We start from the raw sequence: 19,577 nt of genomic DNA on the forward strand, positions 1-19,577 counted from the left end.
CCCTGCTTCATCACCCATCTATTATAGCAGGACATGTTCAGCAAAAAAAGGGTTCAAACCCAAAACTGAAACATTTGTATACAAGAAGTAAGAAAAAATAAATTTCCTCCTACCCACATTCCATGCCTGAAGTACATCGTACTTCAGGCATATTCTTCTTTTACTTTCCCCGGTACTTACAAAAAGAAATTCCCCCTATCTCCAAGCACTCTAAACAGCAATAAAAGGTAAGATATCCCTATTATAAAATGAATACAGCTTCACTTTAGCGATTCTATTCTTCTAATTGATCCAATAGTTCTTCTAACGCCCCTTCGTAAAGTGGAACATCAGGAATAGATTGGATAAATCTACTTCCATAGAAAGAGTTGGTCAAACGACGATCTAATACAAACACGGTTCCAGTATCCGTCATTGTGCGAATTAATCGCCCAAAGCCTTGCTTAAAACGAAGAATCGCTTGTGGAAGTGCCAGCTTCGTAAATACATCTTCCCCTTTACTTCTTATCCATTCACTTTTAGCTTCCATCATCGGCTGATGAGGCGGCGTAAAGGGTAACCGAACAATAACAAGACAGCTTAATGCATCTCCGGGAATATTAATACCTTCCCAAAAACTACTTGTTCCTAGCAAAATTGCTTTGTCAAACTCTTGAAATTTCCGAACTAAACGACTTCGACTACGATTATGAACACTTTGTGTCAGTAATACAAAACCTTCTAATTCATCCGCTTGTTTTAAATTTGTATATGTTTCCTTTAACATTTCATAAGATGTAAATAAAACGAGCATTCTCCCATTTGTTGCTTTAGCAATCTTTGCAATATGATGTGATATTTCCCTTATATAGACATCCTCACTCACTTGCTTAATGAGAGGAACATCTGTCGGAACCATTAATTTTACTTGTTCCTCATAATGAAATGGTGATGGAACTGTTAATGTGTCTGGTGCAAAGTCATGTAATCCAAGTTGTTCCTGCATATAATCAAATGTATGATTGACAGTTAACGTCGCCGAAGTAAAAATAACGCTTCGCTTTTTTGCTAAGAACTCATCTGCAAATCTTTCTCCTATATGGACAGGTTGTGCATATAACACAGTGGAATGAATTGTACCTTTCGTTTCCGTTTCCATCCATGTCACACATGCTGTTTTTTCTAATATAAGCAAATGCAATGAGTCAACCATTTTGCGCAATAATTCAATGAGATGCATAAACTCACCTGTAACAACTTGCATGTCCCATTCCATCTTACTTTGTAATACATTTGCTTGTTTCTCTAACACAGTAAGTATTTTTCTCAAATCATATACAAAGCGATTCGTTAGCTCAGCTATACTTCTCCATAGTTTTCCACCCTCTTGATCCGCCTTATATCGATAGCTAAGCGGCATATTATTTGCCCCTTGTTCTTGCTTTGTTTGCTGAAATATAAATGTACGTAACATTTGAAATAATTCATCGGCATCAAATTTAATTTCCTTCAGCCTATGACTCACCATCCGAAAAGTTGCACGTGACGAATGATGAGACTTTTTCATCATCTCATACACCTTGGATAGCACATCATCCGTTTCTAACGTACCAAAGCGCGATAAGATCAATTGAAAATACATACATGAAAATTGCTCCCCAAGTGTCCTAGTCGCTGTTTCTTCGATGTGATGAGCCTCATCAAAAATAATATGTTCACAAGACGCCAAGAGTGGATCTTCACTAATAAAATCTTGAAATAGTAGCACATGGTTTGTAATAACAATATCTGCAAATAACGCTTTATTTTTTGCTCTTTGATAAAAGCAGCGGCTAAACCAATTACTGTGCATAGCACCTGGGCTATATGTATCGCTACAAATACGATCCCACAATAACTTCCCACCTTCTGGAATATTTAGCTCGTCACGATCACCAGTCTCTGTTTGCAATAACCATACTAAAATTTTTGCTTTCGTAAGCGCAGCATCATAGTTCTTCTCTTCTTCTTGTAACGTATATTCAAATTTATGTAAACAAAGGTAATGTTTTCTTCCTTTTAAGAGAGCCACTTCGAATGGAAATGGTAATATACTTTGCAATAAAGGAATTTCATTTTCAATCATTTGTTGTTGCAGCTGTACGGTTTGTGTACTAATCACAACGGTCTCTTCTTTTCTCTTTGCAAAATAAATACTTGGAAGCAAATAAGCTAGTGTCTTCCCTGTACCTGTTCCTGCTTCAATTAATGAAAAACGAGAATCTCTTAATGCTGTATATATTTCCTTCATCATTCGCTGTTGACTTTCTCTTTTTTCAAAAGTTGGCATCTTTAGCTCAAGTTGCTTCATTGACTTGTGTAAAAAAGCATCAAATTTAGATGGGCAATCATCACCAATTGCTAATGAATAATTTCGTTTTCGAAGCGCAATATTTCGATATACTTCATATTCCTTTGCATCTTCTGTCCCAAGCATCACTTTATTTAAAATATTTTCTGAAATGATATTCGCTACATCACTTTGGAATACATCGCTTAGCTCGTATAAAGATTGTAATGTGACAAGCGGTAGTTTTTCTAATTGATTTAGAAATTGTAAAAATAATTCTGCTGTCACAAGAGCGTCGCTATCCGCACGATGCGGCTGATCATGTTCCAATTCATGTTTTTTTGCTAAATCACGTAATTTATAGCTATCAGCTGTCGGTAATAAGATTTGTGCTAATTCAACCGTATCAATTTTGGGGCAGTTTACTTCCCCATATCCAGCTTGTTTTAATTCTTCTTTCAAAAAATTCCAATCAAAGTGAACGTTATGTGCAACAAAATAAGCACCATGTAATAATTCGGCTACCATCGGCGCTATATCGCAAAATAGCGGGGCTTGTTTCACGAGATCTTCATCAATCCCTGTTAATTCTGTAATAAATGGGGGAATCTCTCTCTTCGGGTTAACAAAAGACGAAAAAATTTCCAATATCTCTCCATCTTCCACTACAACAGCTGCAATTTGTGTAATTCTGTCCTTCCCATCTTTCCAGGAGTTCCCTGTCGTCTCTAAATCGACAACGACATAACGCTTACTCATATGTAACACCTCAATTTCTTACCCTTTCAAACAACAAAAATTCATATATTGTTACTATACCACGTTTTGTATCATCTTAATGAAAAGATGCACAAAATGGGCTGATTTCATTTTATAAGTAGAAAGGCTATTCCATAAGGAATAGCCTTTCTACTTATAAAACTGTACCCGCTTTTTCAGCACCCAACATTTCAATAATTTGATTGTTATCATCTAACACCGCAATTTTTGGTACTTGTTTATATACTTCTTCTCCCGCTACGAGACCGTAACAAATGATAATAACTTTGTCTCCAGGTTGTACAAGCCTTGCAGCTGCACCATTTAAACAAACAACACCACTGCCACGTTCTCCTTTGATTACATACGTCTCTAAGCGAGCTCCATTATTATTATTTACAATTTGTACTTTTTCATTTTCTACAATCTCCACTGCGTCCATTAAATCTTCATCAATTGTAATACTACCTACATAATTTAAATTTGCTTCTGTTACAGTCGCGCGGTGTAACTTTGCTCTCATCATTGTGCGAAACATAGATGACTCCCCCTTATTCAACCGTTAATGTAATATTGTCAATTAAACGTGCATGATCAAACTTCACTGCAATTGCAAGAATAATACGTCCCTCAATTGTTTCAATTTCTGTCAAAGTTGGATACGCATATAAATCTGCATAATCAACAACGCCCTGTGTATTTTCCTCAATATATTCTTTCACAAGACTTGTAATCATTTGTGGATTACGCTCTCCAGCTTCAATTCGTTCCTTCGCTATACATAAGCTACGATATAAATGAGGAGCCTCTGCGCGTTCTCTTTCTGATAAATACACATTTCGAGAGCTTCGTGCTAATCCATCCTCTTCTCTTACAATGTCAACAGGCACTATTGTAACCGGAATATTAAAGTCATTTATAAACCCTTCAATAACTGCAACTTGCTGTGCATCTTTCATACCAAAGTAGGCACGAGTTGGCATTGTAATATTGAATAACTTCATCAAAACAGTCGCAACACCAGCAAAATGAACTGGTCGTTGCTTGCCGCATAATACGTCTGTACGCTTGACAACCTCAACTTTTGTTGTCTGTTCTGCCGGATACATTTCTTCTACACTCGGATAAAATAAGTAGTCAACACCAGCCTCTTTTGCCACTCTTTCATCTCTATCAATATCCCTTGGGTAACGATCTAAATCTTCATTTGGTCCAAACTGTAATGGGTTTACAAACACACTTAAAATAACAACTTCATTTTCTTTTTTCGCTTGTCGCAATAAAGTTGCATGTCCTTCATGTAAATACCCCATTGTTGGAACAAAGCCAATTTCTTTCCCACTTGCGCGAATTTCACTCGCAATTTGTTGTATGTCTTGTACTGTTGTTATAATTTTCATCACTGTTTTCCCCCGTATAATGCTACATACTCTTCCTCTTTCATTGTGAATGAATGTTGCTCTTCCGGAAATCGCCCTGTTTTTACTTCAGCAACATATTGTGCAATCCCACGTACAATTTCTTCTTGAACCGAGGTATATTGCTTCACAAATTTTGGAACCCGGCTCACTCCATACGAGATTAAATCATGATAAACAAGTACTTGACCATCCACATCTTTTCCTGCACCAATTCCAATTGTAGGAACTGTTAGCTCATCTGATACCATCTTTGCTAACTGCATTGGTACACACTCTAACACAATTGCTATCGCTCCAGCTTCTTCACACTTCTGCGCATCTTCCAATAATTTCCTTGCACTTTCAGCATCTTTCCCTTGCACTTTATATCCACCTAATACCCCAACAGATTGAGGTGTCAAACCAAGATGTGCCACAACAGGAATTCCTGCATTCGTTAAATAGTGAATAATTGATACCACTTCACCTGCGCCTTCCACTTTCACTGCATGCGCTCCGCTCTCTTGTACAATACGGCGCGCATTATGCATCGTCTCTGACAGTGATACATGATAAGACATAAACGGCATATCTGTTACAACAAAAGTCTCCTTCGCACCGCGGCGAACTGCTTTCGTATGATGTATCATATCATCTACTGTTACAGGAACTGTGGAATCATATCCAAGGACAACCATTCCAAGAGAATCCCCAACTAAAATCATATCGACTCCAGCTTCTTCCGCTAACTTAGCAGATGGATAATCATACGCTGTAAGCATCGTAATTGGCTCACCTTTCTCTTTCATTTTCAAAAAATCTGTTTTCGTTTTCAAAAACTACTCCTCCTTTATTCAGGAGAGAGGAGATGGCCGAAATCATATAAAAAAACCATCTGACCAAAAAAGGGCAGATGGGTTGTGTTAGTCGGCAAAATTCATCCCTCTGTCCCAGTCCGTTGTTGGATCAAGGCAGAATCCAATTTATTTTTCTTCATTTCTTGAAATAATGGTGCAGTTCACTCAGATACTGCCCATATTCGAACTAATTATAGCAAACTAAGAAATACAATTGCTACATTTTTTTGAAAAAATAATTTTCTATTTCATTACAGTATGTGAAATTTTAAAATAATAACGAATATAACAGGAAACTCAACAATCCCTATCCCCCAATATCATCCAATGTACAAATAAAAAGAAGCTCCCCAGTAGGAACTTCTCTTTACTTAATTTCTATATCAGCAGAATGGATATTATGAACCTGACCTTTATGGTCTTCTAGCATAAGTACACCATCTGCTGTAATTCCTTTTGCTACACCTGTAATTGTATCTTTCATCGTTCGAGCTGTAATTTCTTTCCCAATACTTATCGCATAACTTTCCCATAGAAGCTTAATAACTGAAAAACCATTCTTTACATATTCTTGATATAGCTTTTCCATTTGTAAAAAGATCTGTTGCATAAGCTCTGCTCGAACAATCGGTTTTCCTGATTCAATTGCTAAAGATGTAGCAATCTGTTTAATCTCATACGCAAAATGTTCTTGTCCTTGGTTGGCGTTAATTCCAATTCCCATAATGACAGCGTTAATTTTATCAGGATCAGCCTGCATCTCTGTTAAAATACCGACAGCCTTTTTCCCCTCAATTAAAATATCATTTGGCCATTTAATTCCAACATTTACACCTGTACATTTCTCAATTGCTTGCGCTACACTAACCGCTGCTAATAACGTAAGCTGAGGCGCGTGATGAACAGGGATAGCTGGACGTAAAATAATACTCATCCAAATTCCTGTTCCTTTTGGTGAATGCCACTTTCTGCTTAAACGACCGCGTCCTGCTGTTTGTTCTTCTGCAACAACAATTGTTCCTTCAGCCGCCCCTTCATACGCAAGTTTTGCTGCAATATGCTGCGTAGATTCAACAGATTCCTCAAAATATACGGTTCTTCCTATAAATTCTGTTTGTAAGCCTAATTGGATTTCATTCGCCGTTACTTTATCTGGCTTGCTCGCAATTCGGTATCCTAAGCGGCGTACAGCCTCAAGTTCGTATCCTTCGCTCCGGAGATCTTCCATGTGTTTCCAAACAGCAGTCCTCGAACAACCAAGCTTGTCGCTAAGTGTTTGACCAGATACAAATTCGCCATCTGCTTCAGAAAAAACTTGTAATAATTGCTTTCTTATAGTAGATTGCATCCCTGTAGCCACTCCCTTATTTTCTCTTTCTCATTTTCTAATTGTCCTTGTAAAATTTCTTCTTCAATCCTTTGCAATACTTCTGCCACCCACGGTCCTGGCGTTTTTTCTGTCCAACTCAATAAATCATTACCACTTACATTCATTTCTTGACGATTCTGAATAGGTAATGAGTGAAATAACGTCTGCACTTTATCTACCGAAGACATATTATAATTTTCTATAATTGTTTGATATACTCTTTCTGCCATTAGAGCAACTTGAATACCTGTTTTATATAAAAAAACTGTATCCCATGACTTTGTTTTTCTAGCACGAATAGCTAGTATAACAGCGACAATATCTTTTATTTTTTTATTTGAAAACTTCCATTGGCGCAAGAAAACGGATGGATGTTCTTCTCCGATACAATATAGGAAAAATGCCCACGCCTCGATATCATTTTTAAAATAATCCCAGTTATATTGCGCAGCTTTTAAAATTCTCTCTTCTGACATTTGCAAATATGGTAAGTGCGTAAATAGTTTCGTCTCTACTAGTTTTTGAAGGCCCTTTACACAATATGTACCTGTCAACAGCTTTTCAAACTCAACTGTAATTCTTTCAATCGCTATATGTTCAAGTAAATGCCCATACTTTTCAATCGCATACTTCGTTTTTTCCTCTAAAGAAAATCCTAATGTACTAACAAAGCGAATACTACGCATCATACGTAATGCATCTTCTTGAAAACGATCCGCAGCATTCCCAACTGTAGCAATTTCTTGTTTACGAATTGCCTCTTGCCCCAAAAACAAATCAATAATTGCTCCTTCTTCATTCATCGCAATCGCATTCATAGTAAAATCTCGGCGTTTTAAATCTTCCTCTAATGAACGAACAAACTGAACACTACTTGGTCTGCGAAAATCCTCATAATCACTCTCTGTTCGAAATGTTGTCACTTCATACGGAACGCCTTCTTGGACAACAATAACCGTACCGTGTTCAAGACCTACAGGGACATGTCGTGGAAATAAATGCATCACCTCTTCTGGAAGAGCTGATGTTGCAATATCAATATCACCAATCGGTCTATTAATAATGAAATCACGCACACTTCCTCCAACAAAATATGCCTCATGCCCATGTTGTTTTAATGTCTCAATAATTGCTCCAGCTTGTTTAAATCGTTTCATTTTTGTCATCCCTTAGTATGTCATAATAAATCGCCTCATATTGTGAAACAATTCTTTCTGAACGGAATTGCTCATATACAGCTTCCATTGCTCGCTCTGCCAGGTTTCGATGAATCTCTTCATTCTTAAGCAATTGTATCGCTTGTTTTGCTATCCCTACCGTATCACCGACTTCGCATATATATCCTGTTTCACCATGTTTAATAACCTCTGGAATGCCTCCAACCCTTGTTCCAATACATGGCACACCACAAGCCATTGCTTCTAGTAAAACTAGACCAAAGCTTTCTTTTTCTGATAAAAGTAACATTAAATCACTCATGGCAAGAAGCTCTGCAACATTATCCTGTTTTCCTAAAAACAAAACACGTTCTTCAATATGTAAGCTTTTCACCAGTTGTAAAATTGTACAGAACTCTGGGCCATCACCAACAAGGAGTAATTTCGCATTCACTTCCTTTACAACTTTAGCGAATGCCTGAACAACATCCTGTACACGCTTGACCTTTCGGAAATTCGAAATATGAATTAGTATTTTTTCATCTTCACGTATGCCATATTCTTTCTTTAGTTGTGACATATCTCTCTTAAAATAAACACGCTCATCGATAAAATTATATACTGTCTGAATTTCTTTGTTTGGCTTTACAAGTTCATTCGTTTCTTGAATTAACGAATGAGATACAGCCGTAACAACATCAGATTGTTCAATACCAAATCGTATTAAATTATTTAGAGAAGGGTCTGATCCAAGTACAGTAATGTCCGTTCCATGCAATGTTGTAACAATCTTAATATTGTCCCCAATCATTTGTTTCGCTAAATATGCACAAATTGCATGAGGTATTGCATAATGCACATGTAAAATATCAAGGTTTTCTCTCTGTGCAACCTCTGCCATTTTACTTGCTAATGCTAAATCATAAGGTGGATATTGAAAAACAGAATATTGATTTACTGTTACTTCATGAAAATAAATGTTTGGATATACTTTATTTAATCGGAATGGAACACCTGATGTAATGAAGTGAATTTCATGACCTCGTTCAGCTAATTGCTTTCCAAGTTCTGTTCCTACAACTCCAGAACCACCCACAGAAGGATAACATGTAATACCTATTTTCAATTTCATTTACATCCCCCTAGTAAATCAGCATGTAATAAAACTGGCTTCTTACTCATAAATCCCTCAGCATACGTAACTCCAACTTCTTTTCCAAACATTTTCTCACGAGCGATTACCGTTTCGACATACCCTTCCGTTAAAGGTGTCTTCACGCCATCGCTTCCAGTTGTAAACTGACTTTCATACGCTTCTAACGCTGCTACCTTTTCAGAAAGCTGTTCACTAATATCTATACAGAAATTTGGTTTATGAAAACCATTAATCATATAATAATAAAAAGATTGCGCGCGGTGCGGCGGAATTTCTGACATATATTTACGAACACCCGCTGAAAATATAGCTTCTTCCACAAGTTTTGCACAATTCGCATGATCTGGATGACGATCTTCATAATATGGTGCAAAAATTAGCGTTGGCTTATATGTACGAATAATCTTTACGATTTCACGTATATATTCTTCTTTCATATACAAACCACGGTCCGGCATCGCTAAATTAATTCGCTTTTCAACTCCCATAATACGAGCAGCTTCCTGTGCTTCTTCTTTTCTTAACTCCACCGTTCCGTTTGAAGATAAGTCAGCTTCTGTTAAATCACAAATACCAACCTTATATCCTTGTTTCGTATATTTCGCAATAGTGCCTGCCATGCCGATTTCAACATCATCGGCATGAGCACCAAACGCTAATATATGTAATCCACTCATAGTTGTTCCCCTCATTTTCTTAACTTTCGGTAATCTAAATCTCCCCGATCTAATGCATGCATTAACATTTCAGCACTTGCCATGTTCGTTGCAAGCGGAATCGCATACACATCACATAAACGAAGCAATGCATTTACATCTGGTTCATGCGGTTGTGCTGTTAGCGGATCCCGGAAGAAAATTACCATATCTAAATCATTTTTGGCAATCATTGCACCAATCTCTTGGTCACCACCAAGAGGACCAGATTGATATCTTGTAACAGCTAAACCTGTCGCTTCCATAATACGAAGACCTGTTGTTCCCGTTGCAAAAAGTTCATGTTGTTCAAAAATTGGTTTATATGCGTATGCAAACGAAACCATATCATCTTTCTTCTTGTCATGTGCGATTAAGGCGATCTTCATCCGTTGTCTCTCCCTTTAGTCGATAATATTTTCTAAACCGTATACAAGATGATCCAGATTCATTACTGTTTCAATAGATAATTTTACTCCAGACATAAATGACGCACGGTTAAATGAATCGTGGCGAACTGTTAACATTTGTCCATCTCCACCAAATAGTACTTCTTGATGTGCGATAAGCCCTGGTAAACGTACGCTATGAATATGAATACCCTCTACATTGGCACCACGTGCTCCTTCTAATTGTTCCGTTTCATTTGGGTGACCTTGTTGTTTCGGTTCACGGTTTTGGCGAATTAAATCTACAGTTTTTACAGCCGTACCAGATGGTGCATCTAATTTTTGATCATGATGCAATTCAATCACCTCAACATCTTGGAAGTATTTTGCCGCCATTTGAGAGAACTTCATCATAAGCACCGCACCAATTGCAAAGTTTGGAGCAATAATGGTACCTACCTGTTTGTCTTTCGCAGTGTCTGTTAAATGCTGAAGTTCTTCTTCTGTAAATCCTGTCGTACCAATAACAGAACGAAGACCATGTTCAACTGCAAGTGTAACGTGTTTTTTTCCGACTTCTGGTGTCGTTAAATCTAGCAATACATCCGCCTCTACTTCATTTAAACAAGTATGTAAATCCGCATAGATCGGTGCATCTAATGCAGGCATTCCAGGAAGGTTGGAAATTTTTTCACCACCATGCTTATAATCAACTGCTGCTACTAATTGAAAATGTGGTGTTCTTTCCATAAGAAGAACTGCCTCATGCCCCATACGTCCTCTTGGTCCTGCAATAATTACTTTAATATTTTTCATTATTCTTTCTCTCCCTCATCAATACGTGTCCAGCGATCTTTATCACGTGTATTAAATTTATTCATCACAATGTTATGTGCTGTTTCTAAATCAATATGTAAACTATTTGCCATGCAAATCATAACAAATAATACATCTCCAAGTTCTTCTTCAATTGTTCGCTCTTTTTCAGTCGTTTTCTTCGGCTTCTCACCATAATAGTGATTCACTTCTCTTGCAAGTTCGCCCATTTCTTCCGTTAAACGAGCCATCATTGCAAGTGGACTAAAATAACCTTCTTTAAATTGACTAATATATGCATCTACTTCTTTCTGCATATCTTTCATCGTTTTTTGTTCCATATTATTCACCTCTAATCCTTCCTCTTTCATGTTAGCCAATTCATCGCGATTTGACAAATATTATTCCACTTTCATCCCTATTTGCCACGTTTTTTGGGATAGACTATAATAAAGTGAAACTTTTTTTACGATGTTTTTTGGCAAAAGATTAGTCCTGACCAATCGGGCTCTTATGGCTAGTTGGCCTTTTCTTCCTGCATTCGCTTCCTACCAATCATTTGTGCAGGGGAAAGTGAGAATTTCTTTCTATCACCCATTATAACTACACAAGTCACTTACTATCCTTATTGTATGTCTTCAGCATAAGCCATTTCAGCGGAGCAAAGTAACAATTACATATTAGGGGGCTCACTACATGAAAACCAACTTAAAGATCCAAAACATTATATTTATTTTGATTGGTTCTGCTATCTTCTCTTTTGGTATCGTTAATATTAATATTGAAAATCACTTAGCAGAAGGTGGATTTACAGGCATTACACTCTTATTATATTTTCTATTTTCACTCGACCCTTCTTATACAAACTTAATCTTAAATATCCCTCTCTTTTTCGTCGGTTGGAAGTTACTTGGTCGAACAACTTTCCTGTACACATTAATTGGAACGTTTAGCGTCTCCCTATTTCTATGGATTTTCCAGCGTTACGAATCACTAAATCTACATTTGAACTTACAAAACGATATGACATTAGCAGCGTTGTTTGCCGGAGCATTTATTGGGATTGGGCTCGGAATTATATTCAAATACGGTGGAACAACTGGTGGTGTCGATATTATCGCACGATTAGCACATAAGTATATTGGCTGGAGTATGGGAAAAACAATGTTTATGTTTGATGCTATTGTCATTGTCGTTTCCATTCTTACATACTTATCGTATCGCGAAGGTATGTATACGTTAGTTGCGGTTTTTATTGGCGCCAAAGTAATTGACTTTATGCAAGAGGGCGCATATGCAGCAAAAGGCGCAACCATTATTTCAGACAAGAATGACGAAATTGCAGCCAAAATTTTGTCCGAAATGGAGCGCGGGGCTACCTTTTTAAAAGCAGTTGGTTCCTATACAAAAATTGAACGAAATGTACTTTATTGTGTTGTAGCAAAAAATGAAATCGTAAAACTAAAAAACATTATTACTTCTGTAGATCCCCATGCATTTGTTGCAGTAAGTGATGTCCACGATGTCGTTGGCGAAGGATTTACGTTAGATGAGAATAAAAAACCATTACATGATTAAACCTGTAACCTTTCTAAACATATAAATAAGAAAGCTATCGAATCCGATAGCTTTCTTATTTTAGATGTACTTCCTCAACTTTTCTAGATCCTCATAAATTAAATCTAACAAGCTCCTATTATAAAAAATAGAAGCCGGATGAAATGTTGGAAAAATATTATACCTTTTCTCAGTCCATATAAAATCTGTACTTTGATTATTTTTCAATTTCCGTACCGGTTGCTTTAATAATTGTCCGTGAACATCCGTAATCTTTTTATCATTTCCTGCCAAACGTTTTAATGCGATATTTCCAAGAGTTACAATAACCGGTACCTGTATCTGTTCCAGTTCATAATCTAAAAGAGGAGCATGCACAAGGATTTCTCCTTGATTTGGTGTTCGGTTATATTTCTTCTGAACAACTTGTCCGTTCCTCTCTCTTTTCTCTCTCCATTTATAAGGACGGCTCCGAACAGCACTCGTAATATAGACTTCTTCTCTTGTAAGACCGATCCGTTCCAAAAATCCCATTAACTGCTTCCCTGCTCTCCCGCTAAAAGGAATGCCATTATGAATTTCAGTTTCTCCAGGTGCTTCTCCAACAAGCATTAGTTTCGGTTTTTTGGGACCTTTCCCATATAAAAACCCCTCTAATGCATAATTAACACTACGCTCTTTCACATGTTCCACTAATGAATCTGGATATTTCAATTTCATCACCTTCACTCGTCATTAGTCTACTTATGCTTATTATAACTTCCTTCCTGCCATTCATTACAATCACTTTTTCTTTATCCATTTACACTTATAAATACCGCCCTCAACCAATCGTTTCAAAAGAAAAATTGCGATTTTTTAGTAATAAATGCATAATATTACACGGTTTATAAATACAAAACATATAAAGGATGAATAAAATTAGGGAAACAAAAGAACCAAATGAAATTAACCCTGGTGAAAAAAGGGAAAAGATTTCCGTATTCTTATTCCGTAAAGATGAATTTAATCTCTACAAAAAATTCACATTAGAATTCGGTCCAACAGTTGGTTGATATGAGTTACAAGATACTGCCAAAGGTCAGACAGTTAAGTTTGGATTACTAAGATAACCCAGAAACTCAAACATAATAGAACCCGTACTCTTTTAGAGTACGGGTTCTTTCTTTAGTCATCGCTACGTTGCATACCTGTATAAACTAATACTAAACGAAGCAATTCAAATACCGCAACAGCTGCTGCTGCCACATATGTTAACGCTGCTGCGTTTAATACTTTACGAGCTTGCCCATATTCATCTGTTGATACAATTCCAAGCGCTTCAATTTGCTGCATCGCGCGTTTTGAAGCATCAAACTCAACCGGTAATGTAACAAGTTGGAAAACGACACCTGCAGCCATTAAAATAATTCCTAATAGTAATAGCTTTGTCATCGTTGCAAATATACCAATCATTATGAACACCCATGACATATTAGATCCAAAACTCGCAACAGGCACTAATGAATGACGAATACGCATAAACTTATAATCTTTCGCATCTTGAATTGCATGCCCTACTTCATGGGCTGCTACAGCTGTTCCAGCAACTGAATGACCATAATAATTATCAGTTGACAAGCGCACCGTTTTAGCAGTTGGATCATAGTGATCTGATAAATGCCCTGGCGTTTCTTCTACAGCTATGTTATACAAGCCATTTTCATCTAAAATTTTGCGAGCTACTTCCGCTCCTGTCATACCCGATGTTGAATACACTTGTGAATACTTACTATAAGCACTGCGTACTTTTGACTGTGCATACAACGGTATGATCATAATGATTGCGAAATAAACTAAATAAAAAGCCATCATGAACCTCCATTGAAGTCTTAATTGTAGTACTATCCATTCTATTTTTTTCTTTATATATTGTCAATAAAGAAACCTTACAATCCTTGTCTATATTAGTAAACTTATCGGTTTTTAGAATGTATTCCGCTAGTACGTTTTGCTTTCTCTCCCTTATATTTTCTCCAACCGACGTATGTTAATGTGAACAAAATAAGCCCACCTGTAATTGTCATAAACCATATGAGAGAAGAGTCCACTTCATCTTTTTTTGCTGTTTGAAATATTTTTTGTAAATCTCCTTTTATAATCCCCAATTGCGTTTGTCCACTTTTATTTTTCAACATAACATTACGAAATTCGTCCAAATACGATAAATGCGCATTTACACGCTGTGATTGATTTTCTGGCAACGCAATCATTAAACTCGGATAAATCACATTAAATTCATGTAAAAATGTATTTAGCGATTGTTGGAAGCGTTCATCATCTTCTATCTGAAGTGCCTTTTCAACTTTAGCAAAAGCCCCCATAACACGACCTTCTCGCTCTACCCAAAGCGGTTGATGCTTAGACACCTCTGCATCTACCGCCAGGTGTAATGCCATTACATCGTCTATTTTTATTTGCCTATCTACATTTTCTTCCCCAAGTGACTGTTGTGCTCTGTCATACGCTAAAGAAATTACTCGGAAATGCATAGGTATAAGTTTATGTTCCTTTTCATTCTCTCGCAATACAAATTGTTCCGAAAAATGTTGTAATACTTGCGTTGCTTTGTCATATTTTTCTTGTTTTACAAGCTGCAAGGAATCATCTAATAGCCCTGTTAACTCATCCAGTTTTTCAGCATATATACGTACTGGAAACAATATAATCAGAAATGCTATCATTCCAATTAAGACTCTCTTCATTCCGGTCCCCCCTATAACTACTAGTACAAAATATGTTAAAGTGGACAAGAATAGAACAGAACGAAACTGAAAAATATTTTATCCCAATCGATGAGGGCTCATAATTAATAGGGATGAAGATTCCCCACTAATTAAAGTTTCTCTTTATGAACTAAGATTGTTCATGGAAGCTCTTCTCTTTTTGCGTAAATAGCGATACATAAAATAACAAATCGCACTACCAAGTAAAATGAATAACAAAATTACACATGCTGCATGCATGAAAAATTGTTCTGGTAACATGAGAATAACAGGATCTTTTTCACTATCAAATTGCCAATAATCATTGCTAAAAAGAAGTTTATGAAATAGAACAAAACTCTTTTCAAAATTAATTATAATAGGTAAAGTAAGCACAATCGGGAATATAATGGTCAAAATTGCACCATGCAACAAAAACTTCACCTTTCGTTTACGTAATAAATACCACCCGCCCAACAAAGCAATCCCGAGCGCCATACACATTCCGTATTGAATGTTCACTAAAATATTTTTCACATCAACAAAATGAATTCTTCCGTTTGTTGACATATCCAATGTTGGAAACTGTAATGATCCCTGATAAAAAGGAGAAAGGTATGTAATTAGAACATCATAGTTCTTCTTAATTTCTGATTCTGTCATATTCGCTAAATCTGGTATATTTAAAAAATGTATATCTGCATAGTATAGCCATTTTCCATATACAACAATTGTAGTTGCAATAGCAAAAATAAAAAATGCTATACAGTATGAGACAATAACAGTGATCAAGCGATCTAATACTCTTACACCAATCTTATTTTCATTCATTTACTTTCCCCAATTCTTCATTTAATTTTATAACGAAAATTGCTTTCGATTCTTACTCAAACAATAATAATACGTAATAGCTAGTACAGCGACACTTAGCCAAAATGTAAAATAACCGATTTGTTCTACAAATAAATGCATGATACCATATCTTGGCATTTGCCAAAATAAATAATCAACAACATCATTGTGTAACGTCCATATGGCCACTACAATATAATGCCACTTTTTTATACGGTAAAAAGGGGCATACAATAAACCTTGCACGGCCATTGCAAAATGAGAAAGCACCAACATATAACTCATAAACCCAAGATCCCCCTTAACCATAAACATAATCCCATTTACAATAACAGCCCATATACCATATTTCATTAAGGAAACAATTGCTAAAGCTTCTATTAGCCCAAAATTTTTATTGCACAAAAAGGCCAGTAGTACAAAAACAAAAAAGAAACTTGCAATGGGACTATCAGGAACAAATGGCCAAAATATTACTGAAGTTTCCACAAGTTGATCTCCATACCAAATAAAACCATATATTGTTCCTAAAATGTTCATGATGAGTAAAAATAATAAAACTGAACGCTGTCTTAATAAAGCATACAAATAAGCCAATCTATATGTACAACACCTTTCAAATATAGTAGTTCTTTATTACATCAAAATACCCATTCTATATAAATACAAATTAAAAAACTAATATAAACCCTCTCTTTTTGGCTAGGAGAGAGCATCCGCTCATGGATAGGAGCGGTCACCTTTCGTTCTTCCTAGTAGCCACTTATATGTAAAAAACAAAATGTACTTATATATTATAACAAACTTCTTCCTCCAAATAGAAAAGCTGACTACAAAATTGCAGTCAGCTCTCTCTTATTTTTTATTGTATTTCGCAATGAACTCTGAAAGTTTTTTCAGTTCTTCATCGGTACCTTTAAATATCCCTTTAGGCATTGCTCCTTTTCCATCTTTCGCAATCTTCGCAATTTCCTCTGGTTTTAGAGTTAAGTTTTGCAGTGCTGGTGCTGCTGCACCACCTTGGAAATTATCACCGTGACATGTTAAACACGTATTTTTTTGCACAAGCTTATAACCTTCATCATTTTTATCAACTTGAACCGTTTTAACAATAGCACCTTGTTTTTTCGCAGCTTCCCAGTCGTGATGTACCACAGATTCCCATGTTAAAAAGATGATAGAAGCAATTGCTAGAAGCATAAATCCAGTTGCAACTGGACGTTTCAATGGACGTCTTTCAGGACCTCGATCGAGAAATGGAGCCAATAACAATGCTCCAAATGCAATCCCTGGCATAATAAACGCGCCAATTACAGTAAACGGACCAGATGCATATGAGTATTTTAACAATTGATATAAAAATAAGAAGTACCAGTCTGGAAGTGGTATATATCCTGCATCTGTAGGATCTGCCATTCTCTCAAGTGGTGACGGATGCGCCACCGTTAAACATAAATAACCGATTAAAAAAACCGCACCAACCATCCATTCTTTCAATAAGAAGTTCGGCCAAAAAGCTTCTGTTTTCCCTGGATATTCAGAATAATCTTTCGGGATATTCGGTTTACGTGCAACAGGTACTCGTGAATCTCCCACAAACTTCATCCCTTTGCCGCGATGCATAATCTCCCTCCTTCAATTCAGTTTTTCTCCTATTCTTTCAAATTAGCAATCTCTTATAGCGGACCAGAAATACCTTGTTTGCGAATCATGATGAAGTGGAAGGCCATTAAGCCTAGAAGTGCTGCTGGTAAGAAGAAGACGTGAATAGCAAAGAAGCGAGTTAATGTTTGAGCCCCGACAATTTCGGAATGACCAGCAAGTAATGTTTTAATATAAGGGCCGATAAGCGGTGTTTGCTCCGCGATTTGAATCCCTACTTTTGTTGCAAATAATGCTTTCATATCCCATGGTAATAAATATCCGGTAAAACCAAGACCTAGCATAACAAAGAAAATAAGAACACCGACAATCCAATTTAATTCACGAGGTTTCTTATATGCACCTTGGAAGAAAACCCTAAGTGTATGTAAAAACATCATTACAATTACGAGACTAGCACCCCAATGATGCATGCCACGAACAATTTGCCCATACGCAACTTCATTTTGTAAATAATAAACCGATTCCCAAGCGTTTTTAATATCCGGTACATAATACATTGTTAAAAACATACCTGACAAAATTTGAATCACAGTGACGAAGAATGTTAGCCCTCCAAAGCAATAGACAAATGCTGAAAAGTGATGCGCTGGGTTTACATGCTCTGGCACTTCATGGTCTGCAATATCGCGCCATATTGGTGTAATATCCAGCCTTTCGTCCACCCAATCATAAATTTTATTTAGCATCTATTTCGCACCCCCTTGTGGCTTTGCTTTACCTAGATAAAGCGTTCCATCCTTTACTTTTGCTTCATACAAATCAAGCGGTGCTAGCGGTGGAGTTCCCTTCACATTATTACCATCTTTCGTATAACGCCCCGCGTGACAAGGACAAAAGAATTGATTTGGATGACTCTTGTCCGAATTCCAGTTTACCGTACAGCCTAAATGTTTACATACCGGAGATAACGCTACAATGTCGCCGCTTTCATTTTTATATACCCACGCTGATTTTGGTTCTTCTGACTTATACCAACCATCAACTTGTTTCACTTTAAAGTCGAAGCGTTTTGGTTCTGCTGAAACCTCTTTTACTTGTGCAACAGCAACCATATCTCCCCCTGCTTCTTTCTTTAAAACTGGATCAAGCGCAAAACGCGTCATCGGCATTAAAATTCCAGCTGCCATAAAACCTCCTACACCTGTAAGTGTGTAGTTCAAAAATTGTCTTCTTGACACACGATGTTCTTTCTCGCTCACGAAAATTTCCCCCCTCTATCAGAAATTGTCCCCTCGTGACAAAACAGTATAAAAATAAAAACTAGGACACTATCATGATATAATACCCACATGCGCAGGTCAATATCATACTACTCATAATCATAAGAACTATCTGCCTATTTTTTATTTTCCCACTTTTCTGTCAATAAAGCCATTATATTTTTTACATGCGCATGAATTACTTCTCTTTTCGCTTGATCGCTAAATTCTTCTAGTGATAGAGCGGGTAACCAAAACAAATGACCTGACAACGCAGTTTCAGCCTCTTTCCATGCAAAGTCACTTGTAACATAAGCAATATGTTTCAATCCTTGCTCTTGTAAGTGACTTGTCCAATCTTGCAAACGCCCTTGCTCCTGCTTTTGCTGTTCAACTAAATAAGTAAACGGAGGTAGTAAAAACACCCTTCCTTTATATTCTCTTTCTAACTCCACACTTAAAGTTTCAATAAATTCCCCTTGTGTTACAATACTCTTCATTTCTTTTGTTACTGCAATAGAAAGAAGGGGTATAATACCAGTATCCACATACTCTCTAGCTTGTTCAAATTGCTCCGCATCTTTTGCAACCCATTTCATCATAATTCCCCCCTTTACCTAGTATTTCATTCTAAATGACAGAACTTTCACTTTA

The 19,577-nt window shown here is 36.7% G+C and carries 21 protein-coding genes; 1 reads left to right on the plus strand and 20 read right to left on the minus strand.

Going from position 1 to position 19,577, the window contains the following annotated elements; translation table 11 throughout:
- Positions 1-274: 274 nt before the first annotated feature.
- The 11 genes from dinG to AAIE21_RS07145 all read right to left on the minus strand — a co-directional run bounded on the left by dinG (position 275) and on the right by AAIE21_RS07145 (position 11,247).
- Complete coding sequence (gene dinG, locus AAIE21_RS07095; RefSeq protein ID WP_343266119.1) at positions 275-3,067, minus strand: ATP-dependent DNA helicase DinG; 2,793 nt, start codon at positions 3,065-3,067, stop codon at positions 275-277.
- Between the two features lie 154 nt (positions 3,068-3,221).
- Positions 3,222-3,605: an aspartate 1-decarboxylase gene (gene panD / locus AAIE21_RS07100; protein WP_343266120.1), complete on the minus strand. Its 384-nt coding sequence runs from the start codon at positions 3,603-3,605 to the stop codon at positions 3,222-3,224.
- A gap of 13 nt (positions 3,606-3,618) precedes the next feature.
- Positions 3,619-4,467, minus strand: coding sequence for a pantoate--beta-alanine ligase (panC, locus tag AAIE21_RS07105; protein WP_343266121.1), 849 nt, complete (start codon positions 4,465-4,467; stop codon positions 3,619-3,621).
- Positions 4,467-5,303: a 3-methyl-2-oxobutanoate hydroxymethyltransferase gene (panB, locus tag AAIE21_RS07110; RefSeq protein ID WP_343266122.1), complete on the minus strand. Its 837-nt coding sequence runs from the start codon at positions 5,301-5,303 to the stop codon at positions 4,467-4,469. Before panB ends, panC begins: the two co-directional genes overlap by 1 nt.
- Positions 5,304-5,691: 388 nt before the next feature.
- Positions 5,692-6,672 carry a biotin--[acetyl-CoA-carboxylase] ligase gene (locus AAIE21_RS07115; RefSeq protein WP_343266123.1) on the minus strand — a complete coding sequence of 327 codons (981 nt, stop codon included), beginning with the start codon at positions 6,670-6,672 and terminating at the stop codon, positions 5,692-5,694.
- Positions 6,657-7,850: a CCA tRNA nucleotidyltransferase gene (locus AAIE21_RS07120; protein ID WP_343266124.1), complete on the minus strand. Its 1,194-nt coding sequence runs from the start codon at positions 7,848-7,850 to the stop codon at positions 6,657-6,659. The genes AAIE21_RS07115 and AAIE21_RS07120 overlap by 16 nt, the downstream gene beginning before the upstream one ends.
- A complete protein-coding gene (gene bshA / locus AAIE21_RS07125) occupies positions 7,837-8,982 on the minus strand; it encodes an N-acetyl-alpha-D-glucosaminyl L-malate synthase BshA (RefSeq protein WP_343266125.1) in 1,146 nt (381 codons plus the stop codon). The genes AAIE21_RS07120 and bshA overlap by 14 nt, the downstream gene beginning before the upstream one ends.
- Entirely contained in the window at positions 8,979-9,683 is a 705-nt protein-coding gene (gene bshB1, locus AAIE21_RS07130; RefSeq protein WP_343266126.1) for a bacillithiol biosynthesis deacetylase BshB1, read from the minus strand. The genes bshA and bshB1 overlap by 4 nt, the downstream gene beginning before the upstream one ends.
- 11 nt (positions 9,684-9,694) lie before the next feature.
- A complete protein-coding gene (gene mgsA / locus AAIE21_RS07135; protein ID WP_343266127.1) occupies positions 9,695-10,090 on the minus strand; it encodes a methylglyoxal synthase in 396 nt (131 codons plus the stop codon).
- Between the two features lie 15 nt (positions 10,091-10,105).
- On the minus strand, positions 10,106-10,906 hold the full coding sequence (gene dapB, locus AAIE21_RS07140) for a 4-hydroxy-tetrahydrodipicolinate reductase (RefSeq protein WP_343266128.1): 801 nt from the start codon (positions 10,904-10,906) through the stop codon (positions 10,106-10,108).
- A complete protein-coding gene (locus AAIE21_RS07145) occupies positions 10,906-11,247 on the minus strand; it encodes a nucleotide pyrophosphohydrolase (protein WP_243526486.1) in 342 nt (113 codons plus the stop codon). Before AAIE21_RS07145 ends, dapB begins: the two co-directional genes overlap by 1 nt.
- A gap of 355 nt (positions 11,248-11,602) precedes the next feature.
- Here AAIE21_RS07145 and AAIE21_RS07150 point away from each other — a divergent pair, with 355 nt between their 5' ends.
- Complete coding sequence (locus tag AAIE21_RS07150) at positions 11,603-12,484, plus strand: YitT family protein (protein ID WP_343266129.1); 882 nt, start codon at positions 11,603-11,605, stop codon at positions 12,482-12,484.
- Between the two features lie 60 nt (positions 12,485-12,544).
- On the opposite strand, the gene AAIE21_RS07155 is transcribed toward AAIE21_RS07150, so the two are convergent.
- The 9 genes from AAIE21_RS07155 to AAIE21_RS07195 all read right to left on the minus strand — a co-directional run bounded on the left by AAIE21_RS07155 (position 12,545) and on the right by AAIE21_RS07195 (position 19,522).
- Entirely contained in the window at positions 12,545-13,183 is a 639-nt protein-coding gene (locus tag AAIE21_RS07155) for a uracil-DNA glycosylase (RefSeq protein ID WP_481858661.1), read from the minus strand.
- 447 nt (positions 13,184-13,630) lie between these two features.
- On the minus strand, positions 13,631-14,314 hold the full coding sequence (locus tag AAIE21_RS07160; RefSeq protein ID WP_343266131.1) for a zinc metallopeptidase: 684 nt from the start codon (positions 14,312-14,314) through the stop codon (positions 13,631-13,633).
- Between the two features lie 104 nt (positions 14,315-14,418).
- Positions 14,419-15,207, minus strand: a complete 789-nt coding sequence (ypjB, locus tag AAIE21_RS07165; protein ID WP_343266132.1) for a sporulation protein YpjB — start codon at positions 15,205-15,207, stop codon at positions 14,419-14,421.
- A 144-nt stretch (positions 15,208-15,351) separates the two neighbouring features.
- Positions 15,352-16,038, minus strand: a complete 687-nt coding sequence (gene lit / locus AAIE21_RS07170) for a lipoprotein intramolecular transacylase Lit (protein WP_343266133.1) — start codon at positions 16,036-16,038, stop codon at positions 15,352-15,354.
- Positions 16,039-16,065: 27 nt separating this feature from the next.
- On the minus strand, positions 16,066-16,656 hold the full coding sequence (gene lhaT / locus AAIE21_RS07175; protein ID WP_343266134.1) for a lipoprotein heptaprenylglyceryl N-acetyltransferase LhaT: 591 nt from the start codon (positions 16,654-16,656) through the stop codon (positions 16,066-16,068).
- A 258-nt stretch (positions 16,657-16,914) separates the two neighbouring features.
- Entirely contained in the window at positions 16,915-17,682 is a 768-nt protein-coding gene (qcrC, locus tag AAIE21_RS07180) for a menaquinol-cytochrome c reductase cytochrome b/c subunit (protein ID WP_343266135.1), read from the minus strand.
- Positions 17,683-17,735: 53 nt separating this feature from the next.
- The gene (gene qcrB, locus AAIE21_RS07185) at positions 17,736-18,410 is read right to left on the minus strand and encodes a menaquinol-cytochrome c reductase cytochrome b subunit (protein WP_000932700.1); all 675 of its coding nucleotides are present in this window, start codon (positions 18,408-18,410) and stop codon (positions 17,736-17,738) included.
- Positions 18,411-18,923: a QcrA and Rieske domain-containing protein gene (locus tag AAIE21_RS07190; RefSeq protein WP_343266136.1), complete on the minus strand. Its 513-nt coding sequence runs from the start codon at positions 18,921-18,923 to the stop codon at positions 18,411-18,413.
- 137 nt (positions 18,924-19,060) lie between these two features.
- The gene (locus AAIE21_RS07195; RefSeq protein ID WP_343266470.1) at positions 19,061-19,522 is read right to left on the minus strand and encodes a YpiF family protein; all 462 of its coding nucleotides are present in this window, start codon (positions 19,520-19,522) and stop codon (positions 19,061-19,063) included.
- Positions 19,523-19,577: the final 55 nt, after the last annotated feature.

Origin of the sequence: Paenibacillus sp. 102, assembly GCF_039549175.1 — a bacterium.
Classification (GTDB): Bacteria; Bacillota; Bacilli; order Bacillales; family Bacillaceae_G; genus Bacillus_A.